General features: G+C 36.0%; 14 protein-coding genes. All 14 read left to right on the top strand.

What is annotated here, in order from left to right:
* Nucleotides 1-10 precede the first annotated feature (10 nt).
* The 14 genes from QCQ61_RS00070 (at nucleotide 11) to QCQ61_RS00135 (ending at nucleotide 16,471) form a co-directional block, all read left to right on the top strand.
* Nucleotides 11-1,579, top strand: coding sequence for a cadherin repeat domain-containing protein (locus QCQ61_RS00070; protein ID WP_279448670.1), 1,569 nt, complete (start codon nucleotides 11-13; stop codon nucleotides 1,577-1,579).
* Nucleotides 1,580-1,589: 10 nt separating this feature from the next.
* A complete protein-coding gene (locus QCQ61_RS00075; protein WP_279448671.1) occupies nucleotides 1,590-3,023 on the top strand; it encodes a cadherin repeat domain-containing protein in 1,434 nt (477 codons plus the stop codon).
* 123 nt (nucleotides 3,024-3,146) lie between these two features.
* Entirely contained in the window at nucleotides 3,147-4,310 is a 1,164-nt protein-coding gene (locus QCQ61_RS00080) for a DUF748 domain-containing protein (protein ID WP_279448673.1), read from the top strand.
* A 17-nt stretch (nucleotides 4,311-4,327) separates the two neighbouring features.
* Entirely contained in the window at nucleotides 4,328-4,726 is a 399-nt protein-coding gene (locus QCQ61_RS00085) for a GNAT family N-acetyltransferase (protein ID WP_279448674.1), read from the top strand.
* Between the two features lie 146 nt (nucleotides 4,727-4,872).
* The gene (trmD, locus tag QCQ61_RS00090; protein ID WP_279448675.1) at nucleotides 4,873-5,547 is read left to right on the top strand and encodes a tRNA (guanosine(37)-N1)-methyltransferase TrmD; all 675 of its coding nucleotides are present in this window, start codon (nucleotides 4,873-4,875) and stop codon (nucleotides 5,545-5,547) included.
* An 89-nt stretch (nucleotides 5,548-5,636) separates the two neighbouring features.
* Nucleotides 5,637-5,882, top strand: coding sequence for a DUF6364 family protein (locus QCQ61_RS00095; RefSeq protein WP_279448676.1), 246 nt, complete (start codon nucleotides 5,637-5,639; stop codon nucleotides 5,880-5,882).
* Nucleotides 5,879-6,292: a type II toxin-antitoxin system VapC family toxin gene (locus tag QCQ61_RS00100; RefSeq protein WP_279448677.1), complete on the top strand. Its 414-nt coding sequence runs from the start codon at nucleotides 5,879-5,881 to the stop codon at nucleotides 6,290-6,292. Before QCQ61_RS00095 ends, QCQ61_RS00100 begins: the two co-directional genes overlap by 4 nt.
* A gap of 31 nt (nucleotides 6,293-6,323) precedes the next feature.
* Complete coding sequence (locus tag QCQ61_RS00105) at nucleotides 6,324-6,710, top strand: hypothetical protein (RefSeq protein WP_279448678.1); 387 nt, start codon at nucleotides 6,324-6,326, stop codon at nucleotides 6,708-6,710.
* Nucleotides 6,711-6,755: 45 nt separating this feature from the next.
* Nucleotides 6,756-8,555 (top strand): DUF885 domain-containing protein, encoded by a 1,800-nt coding sequence (locus QCQ61_RS00110; protein ID WP_279448680.1) that lies wholly within the window; start codon nucleotides 6,756-6,758, stop codon nucleotides 8,553-8,555.
* A 115-nt stretch (nucleotides 8,556-8,670) separates the two neighbouring features.
* The gene (locus tag QCQ61_RS00115) at nucleotides 8,671-8,925 is read left to right on the top strand and encodes an autorepressor SdpR family transcription factor (RefSeq protein ID WP_279448681.1); all 255 of its coding nucleotides are present in this window, start codon (nucleotides 8,671-8,673) and stop codon (nucleotides 8,923-8,925) included.
* A gap of 5 nt (nucleotides 8,926-8,930) precedes the next feature.
* Nucleotides 8,931-10,652 (top strand): alpha/beta fold hydrolase, encoded by a 1,722-nt coding sequence (locus QCQ61_RS00120; protein WP_279448682.1) that lies wholly within the window; start codon nucleotides 8,931-8,933, stop codon nucleotides 10,650-10,652.
* Between the two features lie 138 nt (nucleotides 10,653-10,790).
* Complete coding sequence (gene rplS, locus QCQ61_RS00125) at nucleotides 10,791-11,141, top strand: 50S ribosomal protein L19 (protein WP_279448683.1); 351 nt, start codon at nucleotides 10,791-10,793, stop codon at nucleotides 11,139-11,141.
* Nucleotides 11,142-11,816: 675 nt separating this feature from the next.
* The gene (locus QCQ61_RS00130) at nucleotides 11,817-14,045 is read left to right on the top strand and encodes an NADP-dependent isocitrate dehydrogenase (protein ID WP_279448684.1); all 2,229 of its coding nucleotides are present in this window, start codon (nucleotides 11,817-11,819) and stop codon (nucleotides 14,043-14,045) included.
* 65 nt (nucleotides 14,046-14,110) lie between these two features.
* Entirely contained in the window at nucleotides 14,111-16,471 is a 2,361-nt protein-coding gene (locus QCQ61_RS00135; RefSeq protein ID WP_279448685.1) for a TonB-dependent receptor, read from the top strand.

Below are 16,471 nucleotides of genomic sequence, written 5' to 3' on the forward strand. Positions count from 1 at the left end.
TTAAAAAACAATGAATTTAGTTTATCAATACAAAATAATAATTGCTCTTTTTTTACTTACAGTTATTTCATGCTCTAAAGATGAGAGCGATTCATCACAAGAAATTCCAATAAGCGTCTTAGCTGCCAATTTTTCCAAAACAATGGATGAAAATCCAGATACTGGAGCAACTATAGGCACTATTACTGCATCAACAAATGAAGGGAACGTTACATTTTCAATCTCAGAACAAAATCCTTCTGGAGCATTTTCCGTTGATAATGCAACCGGCGAACTAAAAGTTGTAAATAAATCGCTTTTTGATTTTGAAACCAATCCAACAATCACGGGTATTGTAAAAGTAGCGAATGGATCTATATCTAAAAATGCTTTCGTGACCATAAATTTGAATGATATAAACGAGGATAGGGTTTTTGAAGGGCTAATTAATTTAAAAACTCAGGCAGAGGTAAATGCTTTTGGAGCAAATCAATATACTCATATTACTGGAACTTTAGATATTGGAGTATTCTTAGATGGCGGAGTTTCAGATATAAATGATCTTACACCTTTAAATTCAATAGTTTCAATTGGAAATAATTTAATTGTAGGTGCCAATCCTAATCTTGAAAATTTGCAAGGTTTGGAAAATGTTACCACGATTGTAGGACAACTTGTAATTCTTGAAAATGAATCTTTAAAGCATATTGAAAGTTTATTGAATGTTCGTGATTTTAATAATAACATCGTTATTATGGATAATCCCAACTTAATTAACTTAGATGGTTTAGAATTTTTTGAAAGAGCTAGGGATATTAGTATTAATGAAAATAACTCACTCCAAAATGTTGATGGACTTACAAATATTACTGAAGCTTTTACGGTTTCTATTGTAGATAATCCACTTTTAACAAACATACAAGGCTTAAATAGTCTAACAAGCGCAACGGGAGGTTTAAATATTGGAGATAACAGTTCATTAAATAGTATTAACGGCTTAGAAAACCTCACCAATTTAGGAGATCATCTATCCATTTTCAATAATGATTTAATTTTAAACATTAATAGTCTGCAAAATGTAAGTCAATTTCCAGAAAGCATTTTAATTAACGATAACCAGTCTCTTGAAAGTATCTCTGCTTTAAACGGAATTGAAATTGCCAGTTATCTCTACATTAATGGAAATCTCTCATTAAACAATTTAGAAGGATTGAATAGTATAACCATTGTTTCACAATCCTTTTCAATAAAGGATACTAAAATTCAAAACCTAGATGAACTAAATAACCTCACCCTGGTAAGATCCCTTACTATAGAGTCAAATAACAGACTAGAAAATATAGACGGCCTACAAAATCTTGAGATTGCAACAAACAGTTTGAATATAAGAGAAAATAACTCACTAACAAACTTAAATGGATTATCAAGTTTGAGAAATGTTGACAGAAATTTATCCATAAATTACAATCAATACCTTTCAGATTTTTGCGGTTTGCAAACACTACTCATTAATAATGGACTTAGGGGAAATTATTCGGTAAGTGATAATGCCTACAACCCAACAAAACAAGACATCATAGACGGCAATTGTAGGCTTTAAAAACGAAATAATGAATAGACTTTTAACTTTCAGAATAATAATAGCCACTGTTTTTCTCACCTTCATTTCCTGCTCAAAAGACAGCGATGATCCAGCGCCCCAAGAAACTGAAATAACCGTTTCAACCAGTGATTTTTCCATAACAATGGATGAAAACCCAATAAACGGGCAGGTAATTGGAAGTGTTCAAGGAAGCACGAATGACGGCTCGGTTACTTTTTCAATAACCGAACAAACACCTTCGGGCGCCTTTTCTATCGATGCAAGTTCTGGCGAACTAAAAGTTGCTGATGAAACCCTTTTTGATTTTGAATCAAATCCTACAATTACTGGGACAGTGCAAGTAGCCAATGGCGCTGTGTCTGAAAATGCTTCGATTACAATTACTTTGAATGATTTAATGGAGGAGAATGTTTATGAAGGGGATCTAATTTTAAGATCACAGCAAGAAGTAAACGATTTTGGAGCAAATAATTATGCGGCAATAATTGGAACATTGCATATTGGTGATCCTGAAGAAGGAACAACAACAGATATAATCGACTTATCTCCCCTCCAAAGTTTAAGATCGATAAATGGTGATTTAGGGATTACCAATAATCCATCATTGATCTCTACATTAGGTTTAAATATTCACTATTTATATGGCAAACTTATCATTGTAGTTAATGATACTTTAGAAAAAATCGAAGGATTTAACCGTTTAACCTCGGTTCAAGAACTGGTGTTATCTCTTAATCCAAGATTATATGATCTTTCTGGATTATATCAACTTACTTCCATAGGAGATGGATTAGTCCTAGTTTCTTGTCCTCAAATATCCAATCTTGATTGGCTAAGCAACTTGACTTCATTTGGCGGTGATTTAACTATTATAAATTGTAATTCGCTAGCAAATATTGATGGGCTCAGTAATTTAACAACTGCAACCGGAGAATATAATTATTTCCGTATTACATATAATAATTCGCTTTTAAACTTGAACGGCATTGAAAATTTAAATACTGAAATATATCACTTGGAAATAGCAGCGAATTCTTCGCTTACAAGTATTGAAGGCTTGCAAAATAAACGAGTGACTACTACATTAAAGATAATAGAAAATCCCTTTTTAGAAAATCTTCATGGTTTAGAATCAACCATCAATATTTCTCATGAACTTACCGTACAGAACAATAATTCTCTAATAAATATTCAAGGATTAAGGAATTTAGAAACTGCTGAAAGTTTTCAAATATTTAATAATGAAAGCCTACCAAATTTGGTTGGCTTAAACAATTTAGAAAGATGTCGTAATTTAGATATAAGAGGCAATAATGAACTTACAGATTTTTGTGACTTACAAAACCTCTTTATAAATGGCAGTAATAATAGCTACATCGCAATATACAACGCCTACAACCCCACAAAACAAGATATCATCGACGGCAATTGTAGTTTATAAAACTATTTCAATGAGTTTAAAAAAAAGAGATTCCTGCCTGCGCGGGAATTTTTTTTATGACTTCATTAACTGAAAATCTGCATTCTTTCAATCACATTTGGTAAAATTATTTAGTTTTTAGAAATGTCTGTAACTGAAAAGAAACGCGGTTTAAAAAAGAAGCGCTATATCGTACCAATTATAATTTTGGCGCTGCTAATTGCCTTCCGAATCTACCTTCCTACCCTCGTAAAAAATAATATAAACAAAGTTTTAGCAAACATTCCCGGCTATTACGGACAGGTGGATGATGTTGATATTTCGCTTTATCGCGGCGCTTACGTAATCAACGGAATGTATTTAAACAAAGGCACGGCAGAATCGCAAATCCCATTTTTAAGTTTTCCGAAAAGCGATATCTCCATCGAATGGAAATCGCTCTTTAAAGGCAAAATTGTCAGCGAAATAATAATGACCAGCCCTGAAGTTATCTACGTTTTTGAAGACCAAAAAGCAAAAAGTGGCGATGCAGATGTAGATGATTGGACCAAGGCGCTAACCGATATTGTACCAATAGACATAAACCATTTAAAAGTACACGACGGTAAAGTGGCATTTGTACAACTTTCGGCAGATCCGAACATAGATTTGCGAATAGACAAACTGGAGCTCACCGCAGACAACCTCAGAAACGTGGTTGAAAGAGAACGAATTCTTCCGTCTAAGATTCGCGCTACGGGAGTTTCAATCGGGAACGGGAAAGTTTCGTTAGAAGCAAATATGAATTTGATAAAAAAAATACCCGACATGGACGTTTCCTTTTCACTAGAAAATGCAGATGCTTCGGCGCTAAACGATTTCACAAATTATTACGCAGGTCTCGATTTTAACAAAGGCACCTTTTCGCTTTTTAGTGAAATTGCCATTGCGGACGGCCACATGATTGGCTACGTAAAGCCGCTTTTAACAAACACTAAATTAATTGGAAAAGAAGATGGTTTCCTTGAAGTTTTATGGGAAGGCTTTGCAGGTTTTTTCAAATTCATTCTAAAAAACCAAGGCACAGATACGCTCGCAACTAAAGTTCCTTTTGAAGGCGATCTTACAAAAGTGGAAGCTGGCGTTTGGCCTACAGTTATAAATATTTTCGGCAATGCGTGGATTAAAGCCTTTACGGGCAATATTGATGGCGAAATAGAATTTAAGGATGCTTTAAAAAAGAAAAATTTAACTCGGGAAGAAAAAAGTGAACTTCGCAAAAAAGAGCGCGAAAAACGAAAAAAAGCACGGCAAATAAAAAACGGTTAATTATAAATTATTTTAATATGAAGGTAATTGCGGCAACAATCAAAAATCTTGAACAACTGGCTCCACTATTTAATGCGTATCGTGTTTTTTACAAACAAACTCCGAATATTGATGCGGCCAGCGCATTTTTAAAAGAAAGATTCGCAAAGCAAGATTCTACAATATTTTTGTGTTTAGATGCAGCTGATAAAGGTTTGGGATTTACGCAGCTTTACCCCAGTTTTTCGTCGGTTTCCTTGCAACGGGTTTATATTTTGAACGACTTATTTGTAACTTCAGAAGCTAGAAAACAAGGCGTTGGCGAGGCGTTGATGGAACGCGCAAAACAATTCGCTATCAAAGAAGGCAGCAAAGGAATTACCCTAGAAACTGATGCCGACAATCCCGCCCAAAAACTTTATAAAAAACTGGGCTAGAAAAATGACGATGGCGTAAATCATTATACTTGGGAAGTATAATACCACTCAATTACCGTATTTTTACACTTTAAAATATATTGCAACATATCATTGCAGCCATTAGGTTTCCTTGACTGATGCGCACCGAAAAAAGAACTACCATAATGCGAATTGACATAATAACCGTAGTGCCCGAATTGCTCCAAAGCCCTTTTGAAGTTTCAATCCTAAAACGCGCCATTGAAAAAGGAATCGTGGAAGTACACACGCATAACCTTCGCGATTGGTCATCCAATGCCTATAGGCAAATTGACGATTATCAATTTGGCGGGGGCGCAGGAATGGTGATGATGATTGAACCCATTGATAAATGTCTTTCAGAATTAAAAGCCGAAAGAGATTACGACGAAATAATCTATATGACGCCCGATGGCAAAACGTTTAATCAGCACACGGCCAACGAACTTTCGTTGAAAGAAAATATAATTATCCTCTGTGGGCATTATAAAGGAGTGGACCAACGTGTGCGCGATCATTTTATAACCCGAGAAATTTCGGTGGGCGATTTTGTATTAAGTGGCGGCGAGCTAGCTGCTGCCATTGTTTGTGATGCTATTATACGATTGGTTCCGGGGGTTTTGGGCAATGAAACCAGCGCGTTGACAGATTCATTTCAAGATAATTTATTAGCGCCACCAATATACACCCGCCCAGCCGAATATAAAGGCTGGACCGTACCCGAAATCTTAACGAGCGGCAATACCGGTAAAATTGAAGAATGGCGCGAAGATCAGGCGTATAAACGCACAAAGGAGCGACGGCCGGATTTGCTGGAATAACCTCTTAACGCGTGAGTTAGCTGAAAAAAAATGAGTTCTCTCTAACATTACGTGAAAATTCATTATTTTTGTACGTAAAATATTTCACCATGGACAAAAAACTCACATTAAGTCTTAACGGAACTATTATTGAAAACGCGAAAATATACGCTAAATCGAACAATATTAGTCTGTCGAAATTAATTGAATCGTATTTAACTACACTCACAAAGCGCAAAACGAACGGTGCCAACATTACTCCATTAGTAGAGAGTTTAAGTGGTGTTATAACCCTCGATGAAGATTTTGATGCCAAAGATTCTTACACAGAGTATTTAATCGAGAAATACAAATGAGCAAAATTTTAATCGATACCAATATTGTTATAGACTTATTATCGCGACGAAAAGACTTCTATGATGAAGCTGCAGATTTGTTTTCACGAGCGGATAATAAAGAGTTACATTTAACGATTTCCGCTTTAACGTTTGCAAACACTAATTACATTCTTACCAAATTGAAATCCGCGAAAGAAGCACGAGAAATATTACGGAAATTTAAAATTCTAGTTGAAATATTAAGCTTGGACGAAAAAATAACGCAATTAGCTCTCAGCGATGATAATTTCTTCGATTTCGAAGACGGCTTGCAATATTATTCGGCATTGGAAAATCATATAGATGTTATTATCACTCGCAATAAAAAAGACTTTAAGAATTCAAAAATTCCCGTTTTAACGGCGAAAGAGTTTTTGGCAAAAAAATAATGTCAGAAGCTTTTATTTTAGAATAAACAATATGACTAAAATTATCTATACATTTATTCTCATCTGTTTTATTTCCAGTTGCTCCGAAGATTATTGTCTATTAAAAGACGGAACATATAAAGTGGAATTTGATGAGGAGTTTTTTTCCTTTCAATACAAAGTCAAAGCTGATACAATTGAAGCAAATTATGGTGACCAAACTATGACTTCTATTGTAGAATGGATTTCTGATAACGAATGTTTTCTAAATGATCTTCCTTCTCATATAACTTATAAAGATGATTTGAATAAATCTACCTATACATTTAGCAAACCATTTTATCGATTGATTGAATGTAGCAAAGACACTATTTATTTTAATTTAATGCGAAATGAAAATAATGTTGTCAATTCAGGAAAACTAATTAAAATAGATTAAAAAATTTCAGATTGTTGAAAATAGCAACCAAAAATTCAAAATAAAATGAATATCAAACAAATTGCAACAATACTACTAACAGTCGTCCTTTTCACTGCTTGTAAAAATGAAACAAAAGAAAAGGAGGATTCAAAGACAAACAGTAACGTGAGCGAAGATTTCAACACCCTATTGGATAATTATTACGAAGATGGCTTAAAGCTCAACCCACTGAGTGCTACATTTTCTGGAGATACGCGCTACAACGATAGTTTTCCAAATATCCTTTCAGACGAATATATTTCTGAATTAAAAAATTATTATACAAACTACAAAGAAGAGGTTTCAAAGTTTAATGACGAAGATTTAAACGAAACCGAAAAAATGAGTAAAGACGTGCTATTGTGGGAATGCAATAGTAACTTAGAAACGCTAACATTCAAAAATGGAATATATTTTCCCATAGACCAAATGTGGTCGGTAAATTTAGTAATGGGCCAATTGGCTAGCGGCGGCAGCGCCCAACCTTTTTCAACGGTTAAAGATTATACCAATTGGTTAAAACGCGTAGATGGATTCGTTGTTTGGTTAAATACCGCAAAAGTGAAAATGAAAGAGGGCATGGCGGCAGGTTATGTACTTCCAAAATCGTTAATTGTAAAAATAATTCCACAGCTAAAGGCGATGACTGAGCCAGATTTAAAAAAGAATCTATTTTATTCACCTATAAAAAATCTTCCCGACACTTTTTCTGAAATACAACAGCAGGAACTTTCGAAAGCCTATTCAAAAATGATTTCAGAAAAAATAATTCCAGCGTACCAAAACCTTCACGATTTTATGGCTGAAGAATATTTAAATGCCGGCCGATCTACTACCGGAATTGCAGATACTCCCAATGGCGAGGCATATTACAGGCACCAAATTAAAAAATATACAACCACCGAAATGACCGCTGATGAAATCCACCAATTAGGTTTAAGTGAAGTGGCGCGTATTGCGTCGGAAATGGAGAAAGTGAAGCAACAAATTGGTTTTAAAGGCGATTTGAAAGCGTTTTTCAATTTTGTTCGTACTAATAAAGAATTGATGCCGTACAAAGAGCCACAGCAAATTATAGACCATTTTTATGCTATTTACGATACGATGAAACCAAAACTGGAGCTGCTTTTCGACAAAAAACCGAAAACTGCTTTTGAAGTAAAACAGACCGAAAAATTCCGTGAAAATTCTGCAAGTGCCGAATACAATCCAGGCAGTTTGGACGGATCACGGGCAGGAAGGTTTTATGTGCCAATTCCGAATGCTTCAGCATACAATATTTACAGTGACGAATCGCTCTTTTTGCACGAAGCTATTCCGGGGCACCATTACCAAATTTCGCTAACACAGGAAAATGACGAGTTGCCCATGTTCCGCAAAACCCTTTTTTATAGTGGTTATGGCGAAGGTTGGGCGCTTTATAGCGAATCGCTCGGAAAAGAACTTGGACTCTATACAGATCCGTATCAATATTTCGGGATGCTGGGTGCCGAAATGCACAGAGCTGTACGCTTGGTGGTAGATACAGGAATGCACGCAAAAGGTTGGACGCGTGAGGAAGCTATTCAATATTGTCTAGAGAACGAAGCAGAGCCAGAAGCGGGAATTATTTCAGAAATTGAACGCTATATGGCAAATCCCGGACAGGCCTTGGCCTATAAAATTGGGCAATTAAAGATTTTGGAACTTCGTCATAAAGCCGAAAAGGAATTGGGCGACAAATTCCAAATCGGCGAATTCCACAACCAAGTTTTAGAAACAGGTTGCATCCCGTTGCAATTATTAGATAATAAAATAAATGCTTGGATTGCCCAAACGCAATAAAACTAAACTACAACTATTATATACTGAAAAGAGGCTTTTAATGGCCTCTTTTTATTTGGATTTATTTGGAAATTGAAAAAAGTATTTAGATATTTGTCTAAATAACTAAACAATAGTGAAAGATATTTTTAAAGCCCTTAACGACGAAACCCGAAGGGAAATACTGGAATTGCTAAAAAAAGACGACTTAACGGCGGGAGAAATTGCCGAAAACTTTAAAATTTCAAAACCAAGTATTTCGCATCATTTAGATATTTTACAACGTGCAGACTTAATATCGGGCGAAAAAAAGGGACAGTTTATTCATTATTCTATAAACACAACAATTCTTGACGACGTTTTTACGTGGCTACTAACCCTAAAAAAATAGAAATTATGAAATTCAATTTTAAAAAAGAATTGCCCCTCCTCCTACTTTCATTATTACCGGCTGTGTATCTTGCCATTGTTTGGCAAAACTTACCATCACAAGTGCCCTTACAGTGGGGATTAGACGGTACAATTAATAGATATGGCAGTAAAATGGAATTACTTTTTTTAGGGATTTTACCTTTCGTACTGTATTTATTATTTCTTTTTATCCCTAAAATTGATCCTAAGAAACGGGTGAATTCCATGGGGAATAAATATTACAGTATTCGCTTAATAACCGCCCTTTTTATCACTGTTCTCTTTGTATATATAATTTATGCCGTAAACGAACAATCGCTGGGACATCCTACATTTATCCTAATGCTTATAGGCGCATTTTTTGTTTTACTTGGAAATTATTTTAAAACTATCAGACCCAATTACTTTGTAGGCATTAGAACCCCTTGGACGTTGGAAAACGACACTATTTGGAAAAACACCCACAAGTTTGCTGGTAAGTTTTGGGTAGCTGGAGGGTTACTTATAATATTTGCATGCGCTGTTTTTAACGAACCAATAGCGGTAACACTGTTTATAATAATTACCGCAATTATAACAATTGTGCCAATTGCCTATTCATATATTCAATTTAAGAAAATGGCTTCTTTAATTGTTTTAATAATACTTTGCACGAGCAGTTTTGCACAACAAAAATTAAACCGTCCCCAAACCCCAGAAGCACCATTTTTATATACCATAGAAGAAGTAGCGTTTACAAATACCCAGGATAATGTAAAATTGGCAGGAACGTTAACCTACCCCGCAGAAGGAACCAATTTTCCTGCCGTAATTTTAATCACCGGCAGTGGCCCACAAGACAGAAATGAAGAAATTTTTAATCACAAGCCCTTTTGGGTGTTAGCAGATTATTTAACAAATAGAGGCATTGCTGTATTACGCTATGACGATAGAGGCGTTGGCGAATCTACTGGTGATTTTTCGAGATCTACTTCCGTAGATTTTGCAAGAGACGTAGTAGCCGCAATAGAATTTTTAAAAAATAGAAAAGAAATTAACACCCAAAAAATTGGGTTAATTGGCCACAGCGAAGGCGGCGTTATTGCACCACTCGTAGCTTCAGCTGGCAATAATATTGCTTTTGTAGTTACCTTGGCAGGCGTAATGATTCCCGGAAGGGAATTAATGCTTCGTCAAAAAGAAATGCAACTTAGAGCCATGGGATCTAATGAAAACTTTATTTCAAAAGAATTGGAATTTGATTCTGGTATAATGAATACTATAACTACTTCTGAAACCGATTCCTTAAAGACTAATTTAGAAAAGTACACCACCGAATATTTCGAAACGAATCCAACTTTTGCGTCAGAGCACGGAATGACTGAAGCATACTATAAAAATCTAATCGTAGGCTCCTACTCCAGTCCTTGGCTCAGTAATTTTATAAAATACGACCCGAAGAATTCACTGGAAAATCTAAATGTTCCGCTACTGGCATTAAACGGCGAAAAAGATTTGCAAGTACCAGCCACCGAAAACCTTGAAGCTTTAAGAGCAATAATGGCAAAGGACACAACAAAAAACTTCACTTTAAAAACGTACCCAAATTTAAACCATCTATTTCAGGAATGCCAAACTGGAATGTTGCAGGAATACGGACAAATTGAGCAAACTATTTCGCCTAAAGTGTTACACGATATTGCAGCATGGATACTGTCCCAAAATTAAATTTATGCCTTAGACCTATAACAATCAATAAATTTTCTTGCCTACTAACTTAAATTGCTTACTTTTGCACCCACTTAATTCAACCTCTGGCGAAAACCGCGAATGTTGTTTTAATTTAAACCTTATCAAGTTATTAAAATGGAAGCATTAATAAAATTTGTAGAAGACGAATTTGTTACAAAAAAGGATTTTCCTGAATTCGGAGCGGGTGATACAATTACCGTTTACTACGAAATTCGTGAAGGCGAAAAAACCAGAACACAGTTTTTTAGAGGAGTTGTAATCCAGGTTAAAGGAACAGGTTCTACTAAAACTTTTACAATCCGTAAAATGAGTGGTACAATTGGTGTGGAACGTATTTTCCCACTTAATATGCCAGCGCTTCAAAAAATTGAAGTCAACAAAAAAGGTAGTGTGCGTAGAGCTCGTATCTTTTACTTTAGAGGACTTACCGGGAAGAAAGCCCGTATCAAAGAAAAACGTTCATAGTTTATTCTTTGTTGAAAACTCTCAAAAGCCTTGCAATTGCAAGGCTTTTTTTATGAACAATTGTTAACAAACCGTGTTTGTAAACTGTGGATTTTTAATAGGTTACAAATTCTTGCACATTCGGTTTTCTGTTCTATATTAGCCATATCAATATATGCCAAACGGCTTATTTGATAACCTAAAGTAACGTTCTTTTACATTGTTTTTTCATAATTGTACACGAAGCTAACGCTCTTTGCGAATGTTAGCCTCTAAATTTTGAAAAAATAAAGAGAAACACACTTTACAAACTTTTTTTGATTGTTTGAGGTACTCACGATCTTTAGATTATTAGTATTGAGATCAAAAAAGTTTATGAGTCGCTTTTTTAATAGCCGCACCTGTTTTACAGCTATGCGAAACTAAAAAAATGTGAACTCGTGTAAGTAAATCACATCTGCAAGTAAATAATAAACTTGTCTTGATTCCGCTTAGACGGATTGATGGTAACGATTTACTTTACAAGGAGCCATATCACAATGTATTTATACAGTGATATGGCTTTTCTTGTTTTAGAAAATACCCCCTATCAGTGTAAAACCGAGGAGTAATTAAGGAGCTACTTCTCTTTTAAAAACGCCTCCAAATGGTTATATTTGCACTCTTAAAATTTAATATTTCCAAAAATAATTTTCAATGACAAATTCTTCAAAAATTATATATACCAAAACCGACGAAGCGCCGGCTTTGGCCACCCACTCATTTTTGCCCATTGTTGAAGCTTTTACTTCTACTGCAAACATAAAGTTAGAAAGTCGCGACATTTCGCTTGCAGCAAGAATTTTAGCAGTTTTTCCAGAATTCCTAACGGAAGACCAACGCGTATCGGACGATTTGGCCGAGCTGGGCGAATTGGCAAAAACGCCCGAAGCCAACATTATTAAACTTCCGAATATAAGTGCTTCCATTCCACAGTTAAATGAAGCTATCGCCGAACTTCAAAAAAAAGGATTTAAAATTCCAAATTACCCAGAGGATCCTAAAACCACTGAAGAAAAAGAAATAAAATTAAAATACGACAAAGTAAAAGGAAGTGCCGTAAATCCAGTACTTCGCGAAGGCAATAGCGATCGCCGAGCACCAAAAGCGGTAAAAAATTACGCTAAAAAACACCCGCACAGTATGGGCGCGTGGAGCAGCGACAGTAAAAGCCACGTGGCAACTATGCAAGACGGCGATTTTTTCCACAATGAAAAGTCGCTTACTCTCAGCGCAGACGACGAGTTACAGATTGTTTTGGTTGAAAAGGACGGAAATAAAATAACTTTAAAGGAAAATCTCAAAGTTTTAAAGGGCGAAATTATCGATGCAACGGTAATGAGCAAAAAAGCATTGGTTTCCTTTTTGGAAGATCAGGTAAAGGATGCCACAGAAAAGAAAGTATTGTTTTCAATACATTTAAAAGCAACGATGATGAAAGTGAGCGACCCAATAATTTTTGGTTACGCTGTAAAAGTATATTTTGAAGATTTGTTTAAAAAATACGCAGATACATTCAAAAAATTGGGCGTTGACGCTAACAATGGCTTGGGCGATTTGGAAAACAAACTCTCCGAATTAAGTAAAAATGAACGCGATGCCATTCTTCAAGACATTCAAAAAATAATGTCCGAAAATGCAGATTTGGCAATGGTTAATAGCGATAAAGGTATTACTAATTTGCACGTTCCAAGCGACGTAATAGTAGATGCATCAATGCCTGCAATGATTCGCAATTCTGGGCAAATGTGGGGTCCTGACGGAAAAAGCCACGATACCAAAGCTGTAATTCCAGATAGTAGTTACGCAGGAGTTTTTGAAACCACTATTGAATTCTGCAAAAAACACGGAGCTTTTGATCCTACCACTATGGGCACCGTACCAAATGTAGGTTTAATGGCGCAAAAAGCCGAAGAATACGGAAGCCACGACAAAACTTTTGAAATTCCAGCAGATGGAATAGTTCAGGTTATAGACAATTCCGGAAAGGTGATAATTAAACACACCGTTGAAAAGGGTGATATTTGGAGAATGTGCCAAGTAAAAGATCTACCTATACAAGATTGGGTTAAGTTAGCGGTAAATCGCGCCCAAGCAACCGGCTATCCCGCAATTTTCTGGTTGGACGAAAACCGTGCCCACGATGCCGAACTCATCAAAAAAACAAACAAGTATTTACCCGAACACGATACTGCTGGGTTAACAATAAAAATTCTTTCCCCTGAAAAAGCTACTGAATATACATTAGAACGCGTAAAAGCCGGACAAAATACTATTTCGGTTACCGGTAACGTTTTACGCGACTATTTAACGGATCTTTTTCCTATTTTGGAATTAGGTACCAGTGCAAAAATGCTTTCAATAGTTCCCTTAATGAATGGTGGAGGTTTATTTGAAACTGGCGCAGGAGGTTCTGCTCCAAAACACGTTGAACAATTTTTAGAACAAAACCATTTACGCTGGGACTCTTTGGGCGAGTTTCTGGCTTTAGCAGTTTCTTTGGAACATTTGGGCACAAAATACAATAACCCTAAGGCAATTGTTTTAGCAGATGCCTTAGATGAAGCCACCGAAAAATATCTCGAAAACAGCAAATCGCCTTCACGAAATGTAAATGAAATAGATAACCGTGGAAGTCATTTTTATTTAGCTATGTATTGGGCAGACGCACTTTCAAAGCAAAGTAAAGACGAAGATTTAAAGACCATCTTTACTCCCGTTGCACAAAAATTAATGGAAAACGAGGCCAAGATAAACGAGGAATTAATCGCAGCTCAAGGTGATAAAGTAGCCATTGGGGGGTATTACGAACCAACTGAAAAACTGGTTTTTGAAACCATGCGACCCAGCAAAACATTTAATACAATACTTACCGGATTAAAATAAAATCCAATTTATTCTAAAAACCTTCGGCCTCGCCGAAGGTTTTTTTTACTAATAAAATAAAGCCTTTGAAAAAAATATTCACTTTGTTGCTTTTGTTCGTAAGTATAGCTGCTTTCGCACAAGAAAAATTTACCATCAGCGGCACTATTTTGGAAGCCGAATCAGGCGAAACACTGTTTGGGGTAAACGTAATTATCCCTTCCATACAAGCGGGAACGGCAACCAATCAATATGGGTATTATTCAATTACACTTCCAAAAGGCAACTACAAAATTTATTACAGCAGCATTGGTTTTGAAACCCAAATTGTTGACGTTTCACTTACCGAAAACATCAAAAAAGATTTAGCGCTTACCACAGATTCCCAAAGTTTAGACGAAGTAGTTATTGAGGCAAATGCCGAAAGACTCAACGTGCGAAGCTCTCAAATGAGTAAAAATACGCTTTCAACAACAACCATTAAAAAAATCCCCGTGGTATTAGGCGAAGTTGATGTTATTAAAGCAATTACGCTACTTCCGGGTGTTACTAGTGCCGGCGAAGGCGCTAGCGGATTTAACGTTCGTGGCGGTGCGGCAGACCAAAATTTAATTTTACTAGACGAAGCAACCCTCTATAATTCTTCGCATTTATTTGGTTTTTTTTCGGTATTTAATCCGGATGCCATCAAGGATTTAACCCTTTACAAAGGAGGAATTCCCGCAAGATATGGCGGTCGGATTTCTTCGGTTTTAGATATTTATCAAAAAGACGGCAACAAAAAAAACTATCACGCCAGCGGTGGTATTGGGCTGGTGGCAAGCCGTTTACTTTTGGAAGGTCCCATTAAAAAAGACACTGCATCATTTTTAATAGGCGGCCGAAGTAGTTATGCGCACTTATTTCTTCCTTTATTCAACAATGATAATATTGCTTATTTTTATGATTTAAATACAAAGTTAAGTTACAATCTCAACGAAAATAACCGTTTATTTTTATCGGGTTATTTTGGAAGAGATGTTTTTGAAATCTCAGACAGTTTCGCGAATAGTTTTGGCAACACAACATTAAATCTTCGTTGGAACCATCTCTTTTCAAGTAAATTGTTTTCAAATCTATCCCTAATTTATTCGGATTATTACTACGGTTTAGAGCTGAAATTTGTAGAATTTGATTTTTACAGTGGTATTCGAAATTTCAATGTAAAGTATGATTTTACGCATTATATATCAAACAACGTAGATTTACGCTATGGCGTCAACAGTATTTACTACAAATTTAATCCGGGCGATGTAACGCCAACCACGGAAGATTCCGGAATCAACCCTTTTAAACTAACAGATAAATATGCTTGGGAAAATGCGGCCTATGTTGATGCTGAAATTAATCTGTCTGATAAAATTTCGGTCCAAGCGGGGCTTCGATTGTCAAACTTTAACCGGTTGGGGCAGGATGAACTGTTTCTGTACCAAGATAACAATCCGATAATATATAACGAAAATCTTGATATTTATCAAAAAGCCAAACCCATAGACACCGTTTCATTCAGTAGAAGTGAAACCATAAAATCCTTCGCCAATTTAGAGCCTCGCTTCGCTATTTCCTATTTGTTGAACGATAACGCTTCCATTAAGGCCAGCTACAACCGTATGGCGCAGTATATTCACTTAATCAGTAATACCACTTCGCCTACCCCTTTTGATATTTATGCCCCCAGTGGAAAATATATTGAGCCGCAACTGGCAGATCAAGTAGCATTGGGGTATTTTAGAAATTTTAAAAACTATTCCTTAGAAGTAGAAACCTTTTACAAAAAGGTACAAAACCGTTTGGATTATGTAGATGATGCAGATTTAATTGCCAACAATGCTATAGAGCAAATTTTGCTCAATGGCGAAGCACGGGCATATGGTCTTGAAGTGCTTTTTAAAAAAAATACTGGCAAATTACAGGGTTGGATTGCCTACACTCTTTCTAAAAGTGAGCAGCGTACACCGGGAAGATCGGCGATTGAAACTGGTATAAATAATGGCGAATGGTACAATAGCGCTTGGGATAAAACGCACGATATTTCTATCACTGGACAATATGAATTAACAAATAAATGGTCTTTCGGCACCAATTTTATTTTCCAAACGGGTATCCCAACAACATATCCCGAAGGACAATATAGCTACAACGGGGTGGTAGTACCGGTTTACGAAGCCCGAAATAAAAGTCGCCTCTCAACATTTAATCGTCTAGATTTGTCTGCCACGTGGACCCCAAAACCCGAAAGCACTAAGCGTTGGAAAGGCGAATGGGTTTTCAGCATCTATAATGTATATAACAGAAAAAATGCAGCGTCTATAAGTTTTAGGGAGAATACTGATATTCGCCAAAATGAAGCGGTTCGACTTTCAATTTTCGGAATAATTCCATCGGTAACTTATAATTTTAAATTTTAA

The sequence above is a fragment of the Aequorivita marisscotiae genome (genome assembly GCF_029814825.1).
GTDB lineage: Bacteria > Bacteroidota > Bacteroidia > Flavobacteriales > Flavobacteriaceae > Aequorivita > Aequorivita marisscotiae.

Coding starts and splice junctions, on each gene's coding strand:
- QCQ61_RS00095 (WP_279448676.1), top strand. CDS start 5,637: ATGGACAAAAAACTCACATTAAGTCTTAACGGAACTATTATTGAAAAC.
- QCQ61_RS00100 (WP_279448677.1), top strand. CDS start 5,879: ATGAGCAAAATTTTAATCGATACCAATATTGTTATAGACTTATTATCG.
- rplS (WP_279448683.1), top strand. CDS start 10,791: ATGGAAGCATTAATAAAATTTGTAGAAGACGAATTTGTTACAAAAAAG.
- trmD (WP_279448675.1), top strand. CDS start 4,873: ATGCGAATTGACATAATAACCGTAGTGCCCGAATTGCTCCAAAGCCCT.
- QCQ61_RS00080 (WP_279448673.1), top strand. CDS start 3,147: ATGTCTGTAACTGAAAAGAAACGCGGTTTAAAAAAGAAGCGCTATATC.
- QCQ61_RS00085 (WP_279448674.1), top strand. CDS start 4,328: ATGAAGGTAATTGCGGCAACAATCAAAAATCTTGAACAACTGGCTCCA.
- QCQ61_RS00105 (WP_279448678.1), top strand. CDS start 6,324: ATGACTAAAATTATCTATACATTTATTCTCATCTGTTTTATTTCCAGT.
- QCQ61_RS00120 (WP_279448682.1), top strand. CDS start 8,931: ATGAAATTCAATTTTAAAAAAGAATTGCCCCTCCTCCTACTTTCATTA.
- QCQ61_RS00070 (WP_279448670.1), top strand. CDS start 11: ATGAATTTAGTTTATCAATACAAAATAATAATTGCTCTTTTTTTACTT.
- QCQ61_RS00130 (WP_279448684.1), top strand. CDS start 11,817: ATGACAAATTCTTCAAAAATTATATATACCAAAACCGACGAAGCGCCG.
- QCQ61_RS00110 (WP_279448680.1), top strand. CDS start 6,756: ATGAATATCAAACAAATTGCAACAATACTACTAACAGTCGTCCTTTTC.
- QCQ61_RS00075 (WP_279448671.1), top strand. CDS start 1,590: ATGAATAGACTTTTAACTTTCAGAATAATAATAGCCACTGTTTTTCTC.